This window comes from Streptomyces sennicomposti, from assembly GCF_019890635.1.
GTDB classification, from domain to species: domain Bacteria; phylum Actinomycetota; class Actinomycetes; order Streptomycetales; family Streptomycetaceae; genus Streptomyces; species Streptomyces sennicomposti.
The window spans coordinates 169,554-186,148 of the sequence record NZ_JAIOAB010000005.1 but is presented as its reverse complement, the minus strand read 5'-3'; the positions used below and the strand labels follow the sequence as shown (position 1 = coordinate 186,148).

General features: G+C 73.5%; 17 protein-coding genes and 1 tRNA gene. 7 read left to right on the top strand and 11 right to left on the bottom strand.

Going from position 1 to position 16,595, the window contains the following annotated elements; all coding sequences use genetic code 11:
• Positions 1–213: 213 nt before the first annotated feature.
• The 8 genes from def to K7787_RS05130 form a co-directional block, all read right to left on the bottom strand.
• Positions 214–864 carry a peptide deformylase gene (gene def, locus K7787_RS05165; protein WP_009190551.1) on the bottom strand — a complete coding sequence of 217 codons (651 nt, stop codon included), beginning with the start codon at positions 862–864 and terminating at the stop codon, positions 214–216.
• A 59-nt stretch (positions 865–923) separates the two neighbouring features.
• Entirely contained in the window at positions 924–1,904 is a 981-nt protein-coding gene (locus tag K7787_RS05160) for a tetratricopeptide repeat protein (protein WP_009190550.1), read from the bottom strand.
• A 105-nt stretch (positions 1,905–2,009) separates the two neighbouring features.
• Positions 2,010–3,248: an HD-GYP domain-containing protein gene (locus K7787_RS05155; protein WP_223000618.1), complete on the bottom strand. Its 1,239-nt coding sequence runs from the start codon at positions 3,246–3,248 to the stop codon at positions 2,010–2,012.
• A complete protein-coding gene (locus K7787_RS05150; protein WP_223000617.1) occupies positions 3,245–4,678 on the bottom strand; it encodes an HD-GYP domain-containing protein in 1,434 nt (477 codons plus the stop codon). Before K7787_RS05150 ends, K7787_RS05155 begins: the two co-directional genes overlap by 4 nt.
• A gap of 225 nt (positions 4,679–4,903) precedes the next feature.
• Entirely contained in the window at positions 4,904–5,218 is a 315-nt protein-coding gene (rsrA, locus tag K7787_RS05145; protein ID WP_009190547.1) for a mycothiol system anti-sigma-R factor, read from the bottom strand.
• Positions 5,215–5,910, bottom strand: coding sequence for an RNA polymerase sigma factor SigR (gene sigR / locus K7787_RS05140; protein ID WP_009190546.1), 696 nt, complete (start codon positions 5,908–5,910; stop codon positions 5,215–5,217). The genes rsrA and sigR overlap by 4 nt, the downstream gene beginning before the upstream one ends.
• Before the next feature lie 316 nt (positions 5,911–6,226).
• Positions 6,227–6,949, bottom strand: a complete 723-nt coding sequence (locus K7787_RS05135) for an alpha/beta hydrolase family protein (protein ID WP_223000616.1) — start codon at positions 6,947–6,949, stop codon at positions 6,227–6,229.
• A gap of 72 nt (positions 6,950–7,021) precedes the next feature.
• Complete coding sequence (locus K7787_RS05130) at positions 7,022–7,837, bottom strand: SOS response-associated peptidase (protein ID WP_164389121.1); 816 nt, start codon at positions 7,835–7,837, stop codon at positions 7,022–7,024.
• A 49-nt stretch (positions 7,838–7,886) separates the two neighbouring features.
• Here K7787_RS05130 and K7787_RS05125 point away from each other — a divergent pair, with 49 nt between their 5' ends.
• From K7787_RS05125 to K7787_RS05110, 4 genes are all read left to right on the top strand, one after another.
• The gene (locus K7787_RS05125) at positions 7,887–8,609 is read left to right on the top strand and encodes a M50 family metallopeptidase (RefSeq protein WP_009190543.1); all 723 of its coding nucleotides are present in this window, start codon (positions 7,887–7,889) and stop codon (positions 8,607–8,609) included.
• 284 nt (positions 8,610–8,893) lie between these two features.
• On the top strand, positions 8,894–10,222 hold the full coding sequence (gene aroA, locus K7787_RS05120) for a 3-phosphoshikimate 1-carboxyvinyltransferase (protein WP_009190542.1): 1,329 nt from the start codon (positions 8,894–8,896) through the stop codon (positions 10,220–10,222).
• Between the two features lie 16 nt (positions 10,223–10,238).
• Positions 10,239–11,252 carry a ribosome small subunit-dependent GTPase A gene (rsgA, locus tag K7787_RS05115; RefSeq protein ID WP_009190541.1) on the top strand — a complete coding sequence of 338 codons (1,014 nt, stop codon included), beginning with the start codon at positions 10,239–10,241 and terminating at the stop codon, positions 11,250–11,252.
• A 244-nt stretch (positions 11,253–11,496) separates the two neighbouring features.
• A complete protein-coding gene (locus K7787_RS05110; RefSeq protein WP_009190540.1) occupies positions 11,497–11,820 on the top strand; it encodes a DMT family transporter in 324 nt (107 codons plus the stop codon).
• Positions 11,821–11,866: 46 nt separating this feature from the next.
• On the opposite strand, the gene K7787_RS05105 is transcribed toward K7787_RS05110, so the two are convergent.
• Positions 11,867–12,607: a TetR/AcrR family transcriptional regulator gene (locus K7787_RS05105; protein ID WP_223000615.1), complete on the bottom strand. Its 741-nt coding sequence runs from the start codon at positions 12,605–12,607 to the stop codon at positions 11,867–11,869.
• 230 nt (positions 12,608–12,837) lie between these two features.
• Here K7787_RS05105 and hisN point away from each other — a divergent pair, with 230 nt between their 5' ends.
• Together hisN and K7787_RS05095 are read left to right on the top strand one after the other, a co-directional pair.
• Positions 12,838–13,638, top strand: coding sequence for a histidinol-phosphatase (gene hisN, locus K7787_RS05100; RefSeq protein WP_223000614.1), 801 nt, complete (start codon positions 12,838–12,840; stop codon positions 13,636–13,638).
• A 149-nt stretch (positions 13,639–13,787) separates the two neighbouring features.
• Positions 13,788–14,183, top strand: coding sequence for a CBS domain-containing protein (locus tag K7787_RS05095; RefSeq protein ID WP_019980377.1), 396 nt, complete (start codon positions 13,788–13,790; stop codon positions 14,181–14,183).
• A gap of 133 nt (positions 14,184–14,316) precedes the next feature.
• On the opposite strand, the gene K7787_RS05090 is transcribed toward K7787_RS05095, so the two are convergent.
• A complete protein-coding gene (locus K7787_RS05090) occupies positions 14,317–15,768 on the bottom strand; it encodes a catalase (RefSeq protein WP_223000613.1) in 1,452 nt (483 codons plus the stop codon).
• Between the two features lie 144 nt (positions 15,769–15,912).
• Between K7787_RS05090 and K7787_RS05085 the strand changes: the two genes are divergently transcribed.
• Positions 15,913–16,329 (top strand): Fur family transcriptional regulator, encoded by a 417-nt coding sequence (locus tag K7787_RS05085; protein ID WP_169437767.1) that lies wholly within the window; start codon positions 15,913–15,915, stop codon positions 16,327–16,329.
• 126 nt (positions 16,330–16,455) lie between these two features.
• Here K7787_RS05085 and K7787_RS05080 read toward each other — a convergent pair.
• Positions 16,456–16,529, bottom strand: a tRNA-Met gene (locus K7787_RS05080).
• Positions 16,530–16,595: the final 66 nt, after the last annotated feature.

Genomic DNA, 16,595 nt, shown 5'->3' with positions numbered 1-16,595 from the left:
CCTCCCATTCAGCACCACAACTGACCGTTCTGGGAACGGATTTGGCCCGCCCATCGTCGGGGATGCCGAGAATATCCCCTTGTGTGACTGATTTGATTCGACGAATGCGCACAAAGGATCGAACAGGGGCGGCACATGAGTACGGCGCCTGACCGTCCGTCCGGTCAGGCGCCGTTCACCGGGGTCACTCGTGCCCCGACCGCCGTGCGGGGATCAGTCGTTGGCGACCACGGGGTAGCGCGGCTCGTTCTCGGCCATCTGCCGCAGCGCGTCCTTGCGCTCGCGCTTGGAGAGCCGGTCGATGTACAGCTGCCCGTACAGATGGTCGGTCTCGTGCTGCAAACAGCGTGCGAAGTAGCCGGTGCCGCGCACCTTGATCGCGTTGCCCCGCTCGTCCTGGCCGGTCACCTCGGCGTAGTCGGGGCGGGCCAGCGGAGCGTAGGCGGTCGGCACGGACAGGCAGCCCTCGTTGCTGTCGTCCAGCCGGCGCCGGTCGGCGGGCAGCTCGACGAGCTTCGGGTTGCAGACCACGCCGACGTGCCGGACGCCCTCGTCGTCCATGCAGTCGTAGACGAAGACCTTCAGATCCACGCCGATCTGGTTGGCGGCCAGGCCCACGCCCTCGGCGGTGCGCTGGCTGGCGAACATGTCCGCGACCAGCTGCTGCAGCTCCTCGCCGAACTCGGTGACGTCCTTGCACTCCTTGTGCAGGACGGGGTTGCCGACGACCGTGATCGGCCGCGAGGCGCCGCGCTCGCGCCAGGCCGCCTCGCGCTCCTCGCAGTCCTCCGTGTCGACGACCCAGCCCTCGTCGTCGACGGGGAGCACGCCCGCGTGCTGCTGTTCGGTGTCCTGCTGCGCCATGACCGACGTACGCCTGCCTTCCTGGGATGACTGATGCCGAATAAGAGTACGGGGAATCCTCAGCAGACCTCTTCCAGGTCCCGCCAGTCCCGCGAGTCCGGGCTGTCCGCCACCCAGCCGTCCAGCAGCCCCCTGACCAGGGACGCCGGCGCGGCCACCCCGCACTCCCGTTCGGGCACCCACAGCTGCCCGTCGGTGCGATGGCCCAGCGGTCCGGGATGCCCCGGCTCGCTGTGGTCGTGCGGGTCCAGGTGCACGCCGTCGCCCTCGTCGGACGGCATCCGCGACTCCGAGCACGTCCGGCACAGCAGCCGGACGGAGGACGACCAGTCCTCGGCGGCGAACCCGGCGTCGGCGGCGAGCTGCTCCAGGGCGTCCCGGTCGGACTCGGTGGCCGCCTCCAGCAGCACCACCCAGGTGGGCACCGGCGAGGGCGCCCACAGCTCGATCTCGTCGAAGACCGGGTAGCTGTGCCCGGCGGCGGTGGTCCGCTCGCCGTGCGGCACGCCGTCGTGCAGCACGACCTCGCCCCAGCGCCGCCCGGAGGACGGCAGCGGGATGGACAGCACCTCGATCCGGGCGGGGTCGAGCCGCCGGCCCCACACCACCTCGGCCTCGCCCTCCGGCGACAGCCGCACCGCCGCGCTGCCCAGCTCCATGCCCAGCGGCTCGCCCGCGGCGGTCGCGCCGCCGGGCACCTTCAGGCCGTAGGCCTGCCAGGCCCGCCGGGCCAGCGGCCAGTCCTGCAACGCGGTGGCGGCGATGCCGACGTTCCACCAGTCGGGCGCGCCGGTCTCCTTCTCCAGCAGCGCCACGGCCCGCAGCCCGGCCGCCCTGGCCTGTTCCCAGTCGTGCCGGAACTTGTGCAGCAGGGCGAGGTTGAACCAGGACTCCGACAGCCAGGGTTCCAGGTCGGCGGCGCGCGTCAGCAGAGCGCCCGCGTCCTCGTACCGGCCGTCGCCGATCAGGGTGAACGCGCGGTCGGTGGCCTGCCGCCAGGAGGCGGAGGGCCGGTGCCGTCCCTTGCCGAAGATCCTCACGATTCCTGCCTGCCAGTTCCGTCGATTGGGCTGGCTCTGCCCCCGGACACCCTTTCCTTTCGCATCCAACCACGTACGGCTTCAGCGGCGCTCATTACCCATGGGTTACCCCGTCACGGGCGACGGAAGACTCTCCCGTGCGAGCACCCGGGCCAGCGCCTCGACCACCTCCGGGGCGTAGTCGTCCGCGGGGGCCAGGCGCAGTTCCTCCAGCGCGGTGAGGGGGCCGCCGGGTCCGGCGTGCCGCGCCTTCTCGTCGTAGGCGTTGACCGCCCGGACGATGCGCGCGGGCAGCGGCTGCTCCGGGCAGGGGTCGGCCTGCCGTTCCACCACGACCGCGACCTCCGTCCCCACCCCGCTCTGGCGCACCACGGCCCCGCCGAGCAGGGCGATCCGGCGCTGCTCCTCGGCGGGCAGGTCGGCGGTGGCGCCCGCGGGCACCGGATCGACCAGGCTGAGCTGCCCGATGTCGTGCATGAGCGCCGCGTGCTCCAGGACGGTCAGCTCGGGCTCGGTCAGCCCCAGCTCGCGCCCCACGGCCCGGCTGAGCGCGGCGACCCGCCGGGCGTGTCCGGCCGGGGTGTACCCGGCGACCTCGGTGGCCCGGGCCAGCGAGGCGATGGTCTGCCGGTAGGTGTCCCGCACGGCCGCGTACCGGCGCAGGGACAGCTGGGCGAGCAGCAGCGGCAGCGCGAGGACGGGCAGTGCCCACAGGCCGACGACGGCGACCGCCAGGGCCATCACCGCGCCGGTCGCGCACACCGCCGGGCCGATGCCGACGAGGCCCCGCAGCTCCTCGCGCAGCAGCGGGCCGAACGGCCAGCGGGTACGGCAGTGCGGCGGCGCGGCGGCGAGCACCGCCCCGCACAGGGCGGTCAGCACCAGCAGCGCGACCAGCAGCAGGGCGTACGCCGGTCCGACCCAGCCGCGGAACGCCCCCTCGCCGTACAGCGGCTGGAAGCAGACGGCGGCGAAGAACACGGTGAGCACGCGCCGCGCCAGGTGGTCCAGGGTCGGGCCGCGCCCGCACGCGATGTGCGGCACGCTGCCGAGCAGGGCGGCGCCGAGCACCACGGCGACGACCTGGAAGACGCTGTGGTGTCCGGTGTGCCCGGCGTTCTCGCCGAGCAGCGCGTACGACAGCGCGCCCGCGGCCCCGAGCGGCGCGGCCTCGCGGACGTGCTCCCCGGTCCACCGGGTCAGCTCCCCGACGAGCACGAGCACCCCGAAGGCCAGCGCCGTCCCGCGCTCCGCCAGGCCGCTCCACAGGGTGACGCCGAGGGACAGCAGCGCCACGAGGAGGGCGGCGCCCCGGATGAGGTCCGCCAGCCGGCACTCCCTCACCGACGCGCCCTCCGGCGGCCGGGCTCGGAGCCGGCCTCGGCCTCGGACTCGGCCTCGGGTCCGGGTGACGCGGGGTGCGGGGGCTGCGGGTGCTGTGAGTGCTGCGGGGTGCGGTCGTCCTGGTCGTCGGCGGCGGGCGGTGGGACCGGGGGCGTGGCCGGTGTGCGCGGGGGCGGTGGGGCGGGGTCCGCCGTGACCGACGGGCGCCAGCCGTGCCGGTCGACGGCGCGGGTCAGCGCGGTGACCATCCGCGGGTCGAACTGCGCGCCCGCGCACCGCTCCAGCTCCGCCAGCGCGGCGCCGACCGGGCGGGCCCGCCGGTAGGACCGGGTGGACGTCATCGCGTCGAAGGCGTCCGCGACCGCCACCACCCGGGCGCACTCGGGGATCTGGCCGCCGCTCAGGCCGTAGGGGTAGCCGCTGCCGTCCAGCCGTTCGTGGTGGTGGAGGATCGCGGCGCGGGCCTCGTCGAGGAAGGAGATCCCGCGCACCATCTCGTGGCCGTACTCGGGATGCAGTTCGATCACCCGCCGCTCCTCGGGCGTCAGCGGGCCGTCCTTGCGCAGCAGCCGGGTGGGGACGCCGAGCTTCCCGACGTCGTGCAGGATGCCGGCGAACCGGAGCACCTCGACGCGCTCGTCGGCCATGCCCAGCTCGCGGGCGATCAGCACGGAGGCCTGCCCGACCCGCTCGCTGTGGCCGCGCGTGTAGCCGTCCTTGATGTCGACCGCCTGCACCAGGGCGCGGATGGTGGCCTGGTGGGCGGCGCGCTCGCGGTGGTACTGCGCGTACGCCCACCAGGTGACGTACATCGGCAGCAGGACGAGGAGGGCGGCGACCGGGCCGTAGCGGCTGCGCCAGAGCACGGCCATCATCAGCCCGGCGAGCCCGTGCACCGCGACGGGCGCCAGCGAGCGGGCGAACAGCTCCCGCGAGGCCCGCAGCGCCCCGACCCGCTCGGTGAGCGCGCGGACGCCGCCGTCCAGCGCGCTCAGCACCAGGCAGAACACCAGGACGGCGACCGCGGCGGGCAGCAGGGCGTAGGGGAAGTCGGAGGCGACGACCGCGTCACGGCCGCCCAGCTCCCAGTGCGTGCGGGCGGCGGCCCACACGGCGAGCGCGAGCTGCGCCGCCCGCCAGAGCCGGCGCAGCGCCTCGGGCCGCTGTCCGGTGCGCGCGAGCAGCGCCCCGGGCAGCGGGACGCAGGCGGCGGCGGGCGGCGGCAGCAGGAAGACGGCGGCCAGCAGGACGGGGTAGAACGGCCCGGCGAGCTGCCGCGGGGCGAGCCGCTTGCAGCCGGCGTACAGCGCCGCCAGCAGGGCGACCACCCACCAGGGGGCGTGGGTCGCGGGCAGCGGCAGCAGACAGACCAGGGCGGCCAGGACGGCACAGGCGACGTACGCGCGAGCCCGTAAGGGAACGGCCTCCATGACGCCCCTCCCCCGGGTCATGCCTGTCCACGGCCAGTGGGTCCGAGCCTAGGCCGGGCGAGGGGGCATCCGCGGGCCGATAACCCGCGGATTAGCACGTACGAGTGATGGGCGGTCAGAGAGTGGACGCCCGTTCGGTGCGGCACGCCGGGCTCGGGGCTCGCGCGGAGCATCCGGCGAGGGCCGGGCTCGGGGGCGGCGGAGCATCCGGCGCGAAGGTGCGGCTCAGGTCTCCTGCGGAGCGCCCGGCGGGGGCATCACGTCACGGCCGGCGCCGCCCGGGTCGCCGGAGCGGATCAGCTGGATCCGCCCCATGACCTTGGCGCGCAGGTCGGCGGGCACGTCGTCGTGTCCGCAGCACCGCTTGACCAGCTTCTTCACGGCTTGCTCGAGGCCGTACTTCTCGAGGCACGGCGAGCACTCCTCGAAGTGGTGCTCGAACTTGGTGCGATCGACTTCCGGCATCTCACTGTCGAGGAACTCGTACAGATGGTCGAGTACCTCACTGCAGTCCGTCTCATGCGGCTCTCCGCAGCTCATGAGCCCGAGCCTTTCGCTTCGTTCGACTTGCCGGCGCCGGCGGGGACCAGTCCGCGATCGCGGGCGTAGTCCTCGAGCATGCCGCGCAGTTGACGGCGGCCCCGGTGCAGCCGGGACATCACCGTGCCGATGGGTGTCCCCATGATGTCCGCGATCTCCTTGTACGCAAAGCCCTCGACATCGGCGAGATACACGGCGATGCGGAATTCCTCGGGGATCGCCTGGAGCGCTTCCTTCACGTCCGAGTCGGGCAGGTGGTCGAGCGCCTGCGACTCGGCGGAGCGCAGACCCGTCGACATGTGCGACTCGGCGCGGGCCAGCTGCCAGTCCTCGATCTCCTCCGCGGCGCTGCGCTGGGGTTCGCGCTGCTTCTTGCGGTAGGAGTTGATGAACGTGTTGGTGAGGATGCGGTAGAGCCAGGCCTTGAGGTTGGTGCCCTCGCGGAACTGGTGGAAGGACGCGTACGCCTTGGCGTACGTCTCCTGCACCAGGTCCTCGGCGTCGGCGGGGTTGCGCGTCATGCGCAGCGCGGCCGAGTACATCTGGTCGAGGAATTCGAGCGCGTCCCGCTCGAAGCGCGCGCTGCGCTCGGCGGTCGACTCCGCGGACGCGGACGCGCCTGTGCCCTGGCCCTCGGGCAGCTCCGCCTGGCCGTCGTCGGTCCCTGCGTCGGTACCGGGAACCGGACCCACCTCCTCAAGCGATGTCGTGAGACCGAGAGCGGTCCCACTCGTTTCGGAGGATAGACGACGACTCGTGCCCGCCGCCCCTCGAATAGGGGCGGCCTTGGCCGCGTGCAGCACGGTCCACTCCAGGTCGGCGCGGCTGCCGCGGCCGGCCTCGGACTCTGCCGGGCGCGCCCCCTCCACCGGATGGCGGGCGATGGGCGGGCAGACGGTGCACCCCATGCGGCGGACTCCCTCTCCTACGACTTCGGTGCCGGCGACCAGCACTTCCGTCCCGCTCAACAGCGGCGGCTCGCCCGGCATTCCCGGCCGTCGGCCGACGTCACCCGAGTGCCGCGGTCCACCGGGTCACGGCGTCCGTGAGCAGGGTCAGCGCCTGCTCCTGCCCGGTGTCCGCGCGCTTGGGCACCGCGAAGCCGTGGTCGGCGCCGGGGATCTCGACCAGCTCGTAGCGGCCCTCGGGGAACTCCGCCGGCCTGCCGAACGGGTCGTTGCCGCCCTGGACGACGAGGGTGGGCGCCCCGGCGCCGAGCAGTTCGGCGGCCCGGGACTTCTCCGGCCGGCCCGGCGGGTGCAGCGGGAAGGAGAGCGCGAGCACGGCGTGCGCGCCCAGCTCGGCCGCCGTACGGCAGGCGACCCGCGCGCCGGCGCTGCGGCCGCCCGCGATCACCGGCAGCCCGGCCCCGGCGAGGGTGGGCCACACCCCGCGCCAGCCGGTGTCGAGCGTCTTCGGCGCGGGCGCCACCTTCTTCCCGGCCACCCGCCAGGGCTGCTCGACGAGGGCGACGGTGACGCCGTGCGCGGGCAGGACCCGCGCGAGGGCCTGCAGGTCGCGGGCCTCGATGCCGCCGCCCGCGCCGTGGCTCACGGCGAGGACGAGCCGGGCACGCTTCGCCCGGCGCCAGGTGACGCGGGCCGCGCCCGCCTCCGTCTCGACGGTCTCGACGGCGTCACCGGTCGTGCTCGTGCCGGAGGCCGCCTCGGCCCCCTCGGCCGCCGCGGTCGTCGTCTCGGGGATCGTGTCGGCGTCGTCTCCCGTGCTCACGTCGTCTCCCGTGCTCACGTCGCGGTCGTCTCGGTCAAGGTCGTCTCAGTCAAGGTCGTCTCAGGGGGCACGTCAGAAGAGTGTGCCCTCCTCGGGGGCGGGCAGCTCCTTCAGCAGCTCCGGTCCGTTGTTGCGGACGTTGCTGACGGCGGTGGACACCGGGTAGGCGCGCATCAGGCCGGGCGGCGGCGGGGCCAGCAGCGCGCGCAGTTCCTCCGGGTCGGTGCGGGCCGGGTCCAGCCAGGCGTCCCAGCGGTCGGGGGTGAGCATCAGCGGCATCCGGGGGTGGATGTCGGCGAGCGAGCGCGGTCCCTCGGCGGGGGCCACCCCGAGCGGGGTCTGCTCGGCCTCCGTGGTGATCACCGAGCAGGTCGCCCACCAGGCCTGCGGGTGGTCGTCGGGCAGTGTGCGGTCGCGCCAGAACTCGTAGAGCCCCGCCATCGCGAACACCGAGCCGTCGGCGGGGGTCACGAAGTACGGCTGCTTGCGCGGGCGCTTGCGCCGCCCCTCCACCTCCAGCTCGCGCTCCTGCTCGCCGGTGACCCACTCGTAGTAGCCGTCGGCGGGCACGATGCAGCGCCGGGCGGCGAAGGCGCGCCGGTACGACGGCTTCTCGTGCACGGTCTCCGCGCGCGCGTTGATCATCCGGGCGGCGCCCTCGGGCGACTTCGCCCACGACGGCACCAGGCCCCACTTCAGCGTGCGCAGCTGGCGAACCGGCCGCCGGTCGGCGGCGTCCTTCAAGGGGCGGTCCAGGACGACGTGGACCTCTTTGGTCGGGGCGACGTTGTAGTCGGGGGCGAGGGTCTCCTCCGGCTCCCACTTCTCGATCTCAAAGGTTGCCGCGAGATCCTCGGGTCCGCGACTGGATGCATACCGTCCGCACATACGTGCAACACTGCCAGACCCCGCCCCGCTCAAGGAGCCGCTTCGCACCATGGACCGCCTCGCCGCGACCGCGCTGCCCGACCTCTGGGACCGGCTCCTCGGCACCCAGCCCTCCCCGGACCGGTGGGTGGTGATCGGCACCGCGCTCGTCGCGCTCGCCGTCGTCGTCCCGGCCGCGCTGTGGCGGGTGGCGCGCAATGCCGTCACGATCGCGCACGAGGGCGGCCACGGGCTGGTGGCCCTGCTCACCGGCCGCACCCTGACCGGGATACGCCTGCACTCCGACACCAGCGGCCTCACCCTGAGCCGGGGCAAGCCGTACGGCCTCGGCATGATCCTCACCGCCGCCGCCGGGTACACCGCTCCCCCGCTGCTGGGGCTCGGCGGTGCGGCGCTGCTCGCCGTGGGCCGCATCACGCTGCTGCTGTGGGTGGCGACGGCGCTGCTGCTGGCGATGCTGGTGATGATCCGCAACGCCTACGGGGTGCTGACCGTGGTCCTCACCGGCGGCACGTTCCTGCTGGTGTCGTGGCTGGCCGGGCCGCAGGTGCAGGCCGCGTTCGCGTACGCGGTGGTGTGGTTCCTGCTGCTCGGCGGGGTGCGGCCGGCCTTCGAACTCCAGGTCCGGCGGGCCCGCGAGGGCGCCGGGGAGTCGGACGCCGACCAGCTGGCGCGGCTGACGCACGCTCCGGCGGGACTGTGGCTGTTCCTGTTCCACGCCGTGTCGCTGTGCTCGCTGATGGGCGGGGGGCGGTGGCTGCTGGGGCTGTGAGGGCGGCGGCGGCTGAGGCTGTGAAGGCGGCGGCTGCCGGGGCGGTGAGGGCCGGGGTCGCTGGTGCTGCCGGGGCTTTGAGACGGCGGTGCGCCGCGGGGTCAGCGCTCACGCGGTGAACGCGGCGGCGGGCTACGGGCCGGGCGTCCACGCCGGGAGCGCGGCGGGGTGCGCGGGGCGCGTGCCCCGGCCGGTGCGCGGGGCGTGAGCCCTCCCGCGCCCCCGCCCCGTGGCCGCAGGTCCGCGGGACGGCCGGGCCGACCGCCTCCTTATAGAGTGGGCCCATGGCCTCGAACCCCGCTCACACCGCCCTCTGGCCCGCCCCGCACGCGAGCGGAGCCGTCGACGCGACGGTCCACGTGCCCGGGTCGAAGTCGGTCACCAACCGCGCCCTGGTGCTCGCCGCGCTCGCCTCGGAGCCGGGCTGGCTGCGCCGCCCGCTGCGCTCCCGCGACACGCTGCTGATGGCCGGGGCCCTGCGGACGATGGGCGTCGGCATCGAGGAGACGGTGTCCTCCGCGTCCGGCGCGGGCGCCTCGGGCGAGGCATGGCGGGTGATCCCGGCGGGGCTGCACGGCCCGGCGACGGTCGACGTGGGCAACGCCGGCACGGTGATGCGCTTCCTGCCGCCGGTGGCCGCCCTGGCCGACGGCCCGGTCCGTTTCGACGGCGACCCGCGGTCCTACGAGCGTCCGCTGCACGGCGTCATCGACGCGCTGCGCGCGCTCGGCGCCCGGATCGACGACGACGGCCGCGGCGCGCTGCCGCTGACGGTGCACGGCAGCGGCGCCCTGGACGGCGGCGCGGTGGAGATCGACGCCTCCTCGTCCTCCCAGTTCGTCAGCGCCCTGCTGCTGTCCGGCCCGCGCTTCAACCAGGGCGTCGAGGTGCGTCACGTCGGCGCCACGCTGCCGTCGCTGCCGCACATCCGGATGACGGTGGACATGCTGCGCGCGGTGGGCGCCCAGGTGGACACCCCGGAGTCGGGCGGCGAGCCGAACGTGTGGCGGGTGACGCCGGGCGCGCTGCTCGGCCGGGACCTCACCGTGGAGCCGGACCTGTCGAACGCGCAGCCGTTCCTGGCGGCGGCGCTGGTTACCGGCGGCAAGGTGGTCGTCCCGGACTGGCCCGCCCGCACCACCCAGCCGGGCGACCGGCTGCGGGAGATCTTCACCGAGATGGGCGGCTCCTGCGAACTCACGGACTACGGACTGGTGTTCACCGGCTCCGGCGCGGTGCACGGCATCGACGTGGATCTGAGCGAGGTCGGCGAGCTGACTCCGGGCATCGCCGCGGTCGCCGCGCTCGCGGACTCCCCCTCCACCCTGCGGGGCGTGGCCCATCTGCGGCTGCACGAGACGGACCGGCTGGCCGCGCTCACCAAGGAGATCAACGAGCTGGGCGGCGACGTCACCGAGACCGCCGACGGACTGCACATCCGGCCGCGCCGGCTGCACGGCGGGATCTTCCACACCTACGACGACCACCGCATGGCCACCGCCGGCGCGATCATCGGCCTGGCGGTCGAGGGCGTCCAGATCGAGAACGTGGCGACGACGGCGAAGACCCTGCCGGACTTCCCCGAGCTGTGGACCGGGATGCTCGGGGCGTAGGACACGGGGAACAGTCATGCGCCGCTACGGCAAGCACACCGACGAGGACGACATCCGCTCCCGGCCCAACCGCCGGGGCAACCGTCCGCGGACGAACATCCGCCCGAAGCACGAGGACGCCGCCGAGGGCATGGTCCTCACCGTCGACCGGGGCCGGCTGACCTGCCTGGTCGACGGCCGTACGATCCTGGCGATGAAGGCCCGCGAACTGGGCCGCAAGGCCGCCGTGGTGGGCGACCAGGTGGCCCTGGTCGGCGATCTGTCCGGCAAGAAGGACACCCTCGCGCGCATCGTCCGCATCGAGGAGCGCACCTCGGTGCTGCGCCGCACGGCGGACGACGACGACCCGTACGAACGCGTGGTCGTGGCCAACGCCGACCAGCTGGCCATCGTCACCGCGCTCGCCGACCCCGAGCCGCGCCCGCGGCTGATCGACCGCTGCCTGGTGGCGGCGTTCGACGGCGGCCTGGAGCCGCTGCTGGTGATGACCAAGTCGGACCTGGCCCCGCCGGACAAGCTGCTGGAGCTGTACGGGCACCTGGACATCCCCTACGTCGTCACCAGCCGCGAGGAGCTGGAGACCGGCGACGCGGCGGACCGGGTGCGGGAGTTCCTCGCCGGGCGGGTCACGGCGTTCGTGGGCCACTCCGGCGTCGGCAAGACCACCCTGGTCAACGCGCTGGTCCCGGAGGACCGGCGGCGTGTCACCGGCCATGTGAACGCGGTGACCGGCCGGGGCCGGCACACCACCACCTCCGCGCTCGCACTGCCCCTGGCGGGCGACGACGGCGGCTGGGTCGTGGACACCCCGGGCGTACGGTCCTTCGGGCTCGCCCACATCGACCCGTCCCGGGTCATCCACGCCTTCCCCGACCTGGAGCCCGGCACGGCGGGCTGCCCGCGCGCGTGCAGTCACGACGAGCCGGACTGCGCCCTGGACGCGTGGGTGGCGGACGGGCACGCGGACCCGGCCCGGCTGTACTCGCTGCGCCGGCTGCTGGCCACACGGGAGCGCACGGAGGGCGACTGACGGGGCCGGGGGCGGTGGCCTGGGTGGGAGCCCCGGGCGGTGACCTGGGCGGGGGCCGCGGGGCGGGGCGTGTCCGGGGGCCTCGGGCGGTGCGGCGGGGCGGTCGGCGACGCGGGTCTCGGTCGACGCGTCAGGCCGGTCGGTGACCTTGGCGTTGTTTGCCCCGGTGCCGGGCCGGTAAGTGCATAATCGCACCGAGCCGGAGCGGCCACGGATACGCGGGACGACACACGGAGGACGGCACATGGCGTGGCTGCTGGTCATCGTCGCGGGACTGCTCGAGACCGGCTTCGCGGTGTGTCTGAAACTCTCCCACGGCTTCACCCGGCTCTGGCCGACCATCGCCTTCAGCTGCTTCGCCCTCGGCAGCTTCGGACTGCTCACGCTGTCGCTGCGCAAGCTGGACGTGGGGCCCGCGTACGCGGTGTGGACCGGGATCGGCGCGGCGGGCACCGCGATCTACGGCATGGTCTTCCTCGGCGATCTGGTGTCGGTGCTGAAGATCGTCTCGATCAGCTTCGTGATCATCGGCGTGATCGGACTCCAGCTGTCCGGCTCCTCGCACTGAGCGCCCCCTGCCTCCTTCGGATGCGGGGAGCCTCGTGGCGCGCGGGTCAGGCCGTGCGCCGGTGGTGCAGTGCGCCGCGCACCAGTTCGGCGATCCCGCCCTCGTCCGGCGGGGCCGCCACACAGGACAGCGCGAGACGGAACACCAGTTCGCACACATCGGCCGGAACGGCGCCCGCCGCCCCCGGAGCGGACACGGCGGCCACGGCACGGTCGCGGACCGCCGCGAGGAGACCGCCGGGTGACAGCACCGGACCGTCCGCCCGGCGCTGCGGCGGCACAGCGCGCAGGGACGGGGGCGGCGTACGCGGCGACGGGGACGCGGGCGCGGGCGCGGGCGGGGGCGCGAACGGCGGTACGGGTGCGGGCGCGGCGGCCGGCGCGAGCGGCGGATCGAACAGCGGGTCGTACGGCGGCATGGGCGCCGCGGCCGGTGCGAGCGTGCGCGGCGGCGGGGGCAGCCGGTCGCTCCAGCAGCCGGTGAGCAGGGCCTTGACCAGCGCGTTCCCCTGCGCGGCCGAGGCGGTCCACTCGGCGGCGGCGGTCAGCCGCTCGTACGGGTCGGCGGGCGGAGGGGCGAGCGCGCGGTCAATCCCGGCGAGGAAGCCGGCCGCCTCCCTGCGCACCAGCGCCCGGGCGAGCCCGTCCTTGCTGCCGAACTCGTTGTAGAGGGTCTGCCGGGAGACCCCGGCCGCCGCGGCCACGTCCACCATCCGCACAGCCGGCCACGGCAGGCGCGCCAGCGCCATGTACGCGGCGTCCAGCAGGGAATCCCGCGCTGCAGGCATCGTCGCCTCCCCGGACCGAGCGGCTCCGCCCCCAGATTTGAGGCGGCCCCGGGCACTGTCAAGGGTTCCCGGCGCACCCCGCGCGGAGCGCGCCCGGCTCGCGCGCGGCCCGCGCCGCGCGCCCCGGCCGTGGCGCGGACCGCCCGCGCACTGGTCCCACCGCGTGGACCCGGCGCCGCACGCCCCGCCCCTGGTGGCCCCGCGCAGGGCCGGGCCGATACCGTTCCCCCATGCCCGACTACCTCGATGACCTGCGTCTGGCCCACGTCCTCGCGGACGCCGCCGACGCCGCCACCATGGACCGGTTCAAGGCCCTCGACCTCAAGGTCGAGACGAAGCCGGACATGACTCCGGTCAGCGAAGCGGACAAGGCCGCGGAGGAACTGATCCGCAGTCAGCTCCAGCGCGCCCGCCCGCGCGACGCGGTCCTCGGCGAGGAGTACGGCGTCGAGGGCACCGGCCCGCGCCGCTGGGTGATCGACCCGATCGACGGCACCAAGAACTATGTGCGCGGCGTCCCCGTGTGGGCCACGCTGATCTCGCTGACGGAGGCCGGCGAGGGCGGCTACCAGCCCGTCGTCGGCGTCGTCTCCGCGCCCGCGCTGGGCCGCCGCTGGTGGGCCGCGAAGGGGCACGGCGCCTTCTCCGGCCGCAGCCTGTCCCAGGCGTCCCGGCTCCAGGTCTCGAAGGTGGCGAAGCTGGCGGACGCGTCCTTCGCGTACTCCTCGCTCAGCGGCTGGGAGGAGCAGGGCCGGCTGGACGGCTTCCTGGACCTGACCCGCGAGGTCTGGCGCACCCGGGCCTACGGCGACTTCTGGCCCTACATGATGGTGGCCGAGGGCTCGGTCGACTTCTGCGCCGAGCCCGAGCTGTCGCTGTGGGACATGGCCGCGAACGCGATCGTCGTGACGGAGGCCGGCGGCACGTTCACCGGTCTGGACGGCCGCCCCGGCCCGCACAGCGGGAACGCCGCCGCGTCGAACGGGATCCTGCACGACGAGATGCTGGGGTATCTCAACCGGCGTCACTGAGGCACGAGGGACGCCCGCGCACGCCCCCGGTCAGGCTGCGTGCGCCCTCTTGTTGACCCTTGCTCTGCCTGCCACTCTGAGAGTCCCCCCACTTGTGAACTTGTGAATCCTTGCACTAAGGGGATTCCAGGAGGAGGTGGCTCCATCCCATGCTCGTCCGCGACGCCATGAGCACGGTGGTCCTCACCATCGGCCCCGCCCACACCCTGCGGCAGGCAGCCGCCCTGATGTCCGCGCGCCGCGTCGGCGCGGCCGTGGTGCACGATCCCGACGCCGGCGGCATCGGCATCCTCACCGAACGGGACATCCTCAACTCCGTCGGCCTGGGCCAGAACCCGGACAGGGAGCACGCCCACGCCCACACCACCACCGACGTCGTCTTCGCGGCCCCGTCCTGGACGCTGGAGGAGGCGGCCCGCGCCATGGCGCACGGCGGCTTCCGCCATCTGATCGTCCTGGAGGACGGCGAGCCGACGGGCGTCGTCTCGGTCCGCGACATCATCCGCTGCTGGGCGCCGACGCGGCAGCCGGCGTCGGCGCTCTGACACGGGGCCGCGAGAACGGCGCCGGTACGGGGCGCCGAGGGCGCGTACGACGCCGACCGCCGCGTACGACAACGGGCCGGGCCCCCGGAGGGACCCGGCCCACTGCCCACGACAAGCGGTCCAGTCGCTGGAATCAGCCGCGCAGGGCCTGGACCGCGGCTTCCAGCCGCTTGCCGAAGTCGTCGTCCGCCTGGCGGAAGTTGTTGATCGCCCGGTCGACGATGTCCTCGCGCGAGACCTGGGAGATGGCGCCCGCCAGGTTGCCGATCAGGCGGTCCTTCTCCGCCTCCGTCATCAGCCGGTAGAGGTTGCCGGCCTGGACGAAGTCGTTGTCCTCGGCGTGCACCGGCGCCTCGTGGTCGCCGGTGACGCCGGAGACGGGGACCGGCTGCCACAGCGGCCGGCCGGTCTGGGCGGGGCCGCCGAAGCTGTTCGGCTCGTAGTTCTTCGCGCCCTTGTGGCGGCCGTCGTAGAGGTAGCCGTCACGGGAGTTGGTGCGCGCCTCGGTGGCGTGCGGGCGGTTCACCGGCAGGTGGTCGGCGTTGATGCCGACGCGGTAGCGGTGCGCGTCGCCGTAGGCGAAGAGGCGGCCCTGGAGCATCTTGTCGGGGGACGGGCCGATGCCGGGCACGAAGTGCGCCGGGGAGAAGATCGACTGCTCGACCTCGGCGAAGACGTTCTCCGGGTTGCGGTTCAGCTCCAGCTTGCCGATCTCGATGACCGGGTAGTCCGCGTGCGGCCACACCTTGGTCAGGTCGAACGGGTTGAACCGGTAGGTCGCGGCCTCGGCGGCGGGCATGATCTGCACGCCGACGGTCCAGGACGGGAAGTCGCCGCGCTCGATCGCCTCGCGCAGGTCGCGCTGGTGCGAGTCGGGGTCCTTGCCCGCGAGGACGTCCGCCTCCTCGGCGGTCAGGCACTTGATGCCCTGGTCGGTCTTGAAGTGGTACTTGACCCAGAAGACCTCGCCGGCCTCGTTGTTCCACTGGTAGGTGTGCGAGCCGAAGCCGTCCATGTGGCGGTACGACGCCGGGATGCCGCGGTCGCCGAACAGCCAGGTCACCTGGTGCGTGGACTCGGGCGACAGGCTCCAGAAGTCCCAGACGTTGTCCGGCTCCTGCGAACCGGTGTACGGGTCGCGCTTCTGGGTGTGGATGAAGTCGGGGAACTTGATGGCGTCCTTGATGAAGAACACCGGGGTGTTGTTGCCGACGAGGTCGTAGTTGCCGTCCTCGGTGTAGAACTTCAGCGCGAAGCCGCGCGGGTCGCGGACGGCGTCCGCGGCGCCGAGGTTGCCGGCCACGGTGGAGAAGCGGAGGAAGGTCTCCGTCTGCTTGCCGACCTCGGAGAGGAACGCGGCCCGCGTGTACCGGGTGACGTCCGCCGTGACCGTGAAGGTGCCGTAGGCGCCGGCGCCGCGGGCGTGCACCACGCGCTCCGGGATGCGCTCGCGGTTGAAGTGGGCGAGCTTCTCCAGCAGGAGCTGGTCCTGGACGAGAACAGGGCCGCCGGCGCCCGCGGTCTCGCTGTTCTGGTTGTCGGCGACCGGAGCGCCGGCCTCCGTCGTGAGCGGTCCCTGGGTCACGTCGCCTCCTGCTTGCACTTTCGTCTGATCCTGTCGCTTGGCCAAAGCCATGCTCGATCCTACAATGGACAATGTCTAAGTCAAGTAAGGCTCCAAAGTCACACTCGTTCGGGATCTGTTCCCCTTGCTGTTAGGCTGGTGGGTATGAGCGACCTTCTGGAACGGCTGCGCGGACGCGGATGGCGGATGACCGCGCAGCGTCGCGTCGTGGCCGAGGTCCTGGACGGCGAGCACGTGCACCTGACGGCCGACGAGGTCCATGCGCGCGCCGTGGCGAAGCTGCCCGAGATCTCCCGCGCGACCGTGTACAACACGCTCGGCGAGCTGGTCACGCTGGGCGAGGTGCTGGAGGTCAGCACCGACAAGCGCGCCAAGCGGTACGACCCGAACGCCCACCGGCCGCACCACCACCTGGTGTGCGCCCGCTGCGGCGCGATCAAGGACGTGCACCCGAGCGGCAACCCGCTGGCGGATCTGCCGGACTCCGAGCGCTTCGGCTTCACGGTCTCGGACGTCGAGGTGACATACCGCGGCATCTGCCCGAACTGCGCGTCGGCCTGACGACGGCGAGAAGCCCCGGCACCGTGCGTGCCGGGGCTTTGTGCTGCGCACCCGCGAACGCGTCCCCCCGGACGCGCAAACACCGAGGGCCGGAATCCTGATCGGATTCCGGCCCTCGGCCTTCAGTAGCGGGGACAGGATTTGAACCTGCGACCTCTGGGTTATGAGCCCAGCGAGCTACCGAGCTGCTCCACCCCGCGTCGATGAACTGAACACTACGTGCTGCACGCCCCCTGAAGCAAATCGCTTCCGCGAGCACCGGCAAC

Coding starts and splice junctions, on each gene's coding strand:
- def (WP_009190551.1), bottom strand. CDS start 864: ATGGCGCAGCAGGACACCGAACAGCAGCACGCGGGCGTGCTCCCCGTC.
- K7787_RS05150 (WP_223000617.1), bottom strand. CDS start 4,678: ATGGAGGCCGTTCCCTTACGGGCTCGCGCGTACGTCGCCTGTGCCGTC.
- rsrA (WP_009190547.1), bottom strand. CDS start 5,218: ATGAGCTGCGGAGAGCCGCATGAGACGGACTGCAGTGAGGTACTCGAC.
- K7787_RS05130 (WP_164389121.1), bottom strand. CDS start 7,837: ATGTGCGGACGGTATGCATCCAGTCGCGGACCCGAGGATCTCGCGGCA.
- K7787_RS05125 (WP_009190543.1), top strand. CDS start 7,887: ATGGACCGCCTCGCCGCGACCGCGCTGCCCGACCTCTGGGACCGGCTC.
- aroA (WP_009190542.1), top strand. CDS start 8,894: ATGGCCTCGAACCCCGCTCACACCGCCCTCTGGCCCGCCCCGCACGCG.
- rsgA (WP_009190541.1), top strand. CDS start 10,239: ATGCGCCGCTACGGCAAGCACACCGACGAGGACGACATCCGCTCCCGG.
- K7787_RS05110 (WP_009190540.1), top strand. CDS start 11,497: ATGGCGTGGCTGCTGGTCATCGTCGCGGGACTGCTCGAGACCGGCTTC.
- K7787_RS05105 (WP_223000615.1), bottom strand. CDS start 12,607: ATGCCTGCAGCGCGGGATTCCCTGCTGGACGCCGCGTACATGGCGCTG.
- hisN (WP_223000614.1), top strand. CDS start 12,838: ATGCCCGACTACCTCGATGACCTGCGTCTGGCCCACGTCCTCGCGGAC.
- K7787_RS05095 (WP_019980377.1), top strand. CDS start 13,788: ATGCTCGTCCGCGACGCCATGAGCACGGTGGTCCTCACCATCGGCCCC.
- K7787_RS05085 (WP_169437767.1), top strand. CDS start 15,913: ATGAGCGACCTTCTGGAACGGCTGCGCGGACGCGGATGGCGGATGACC.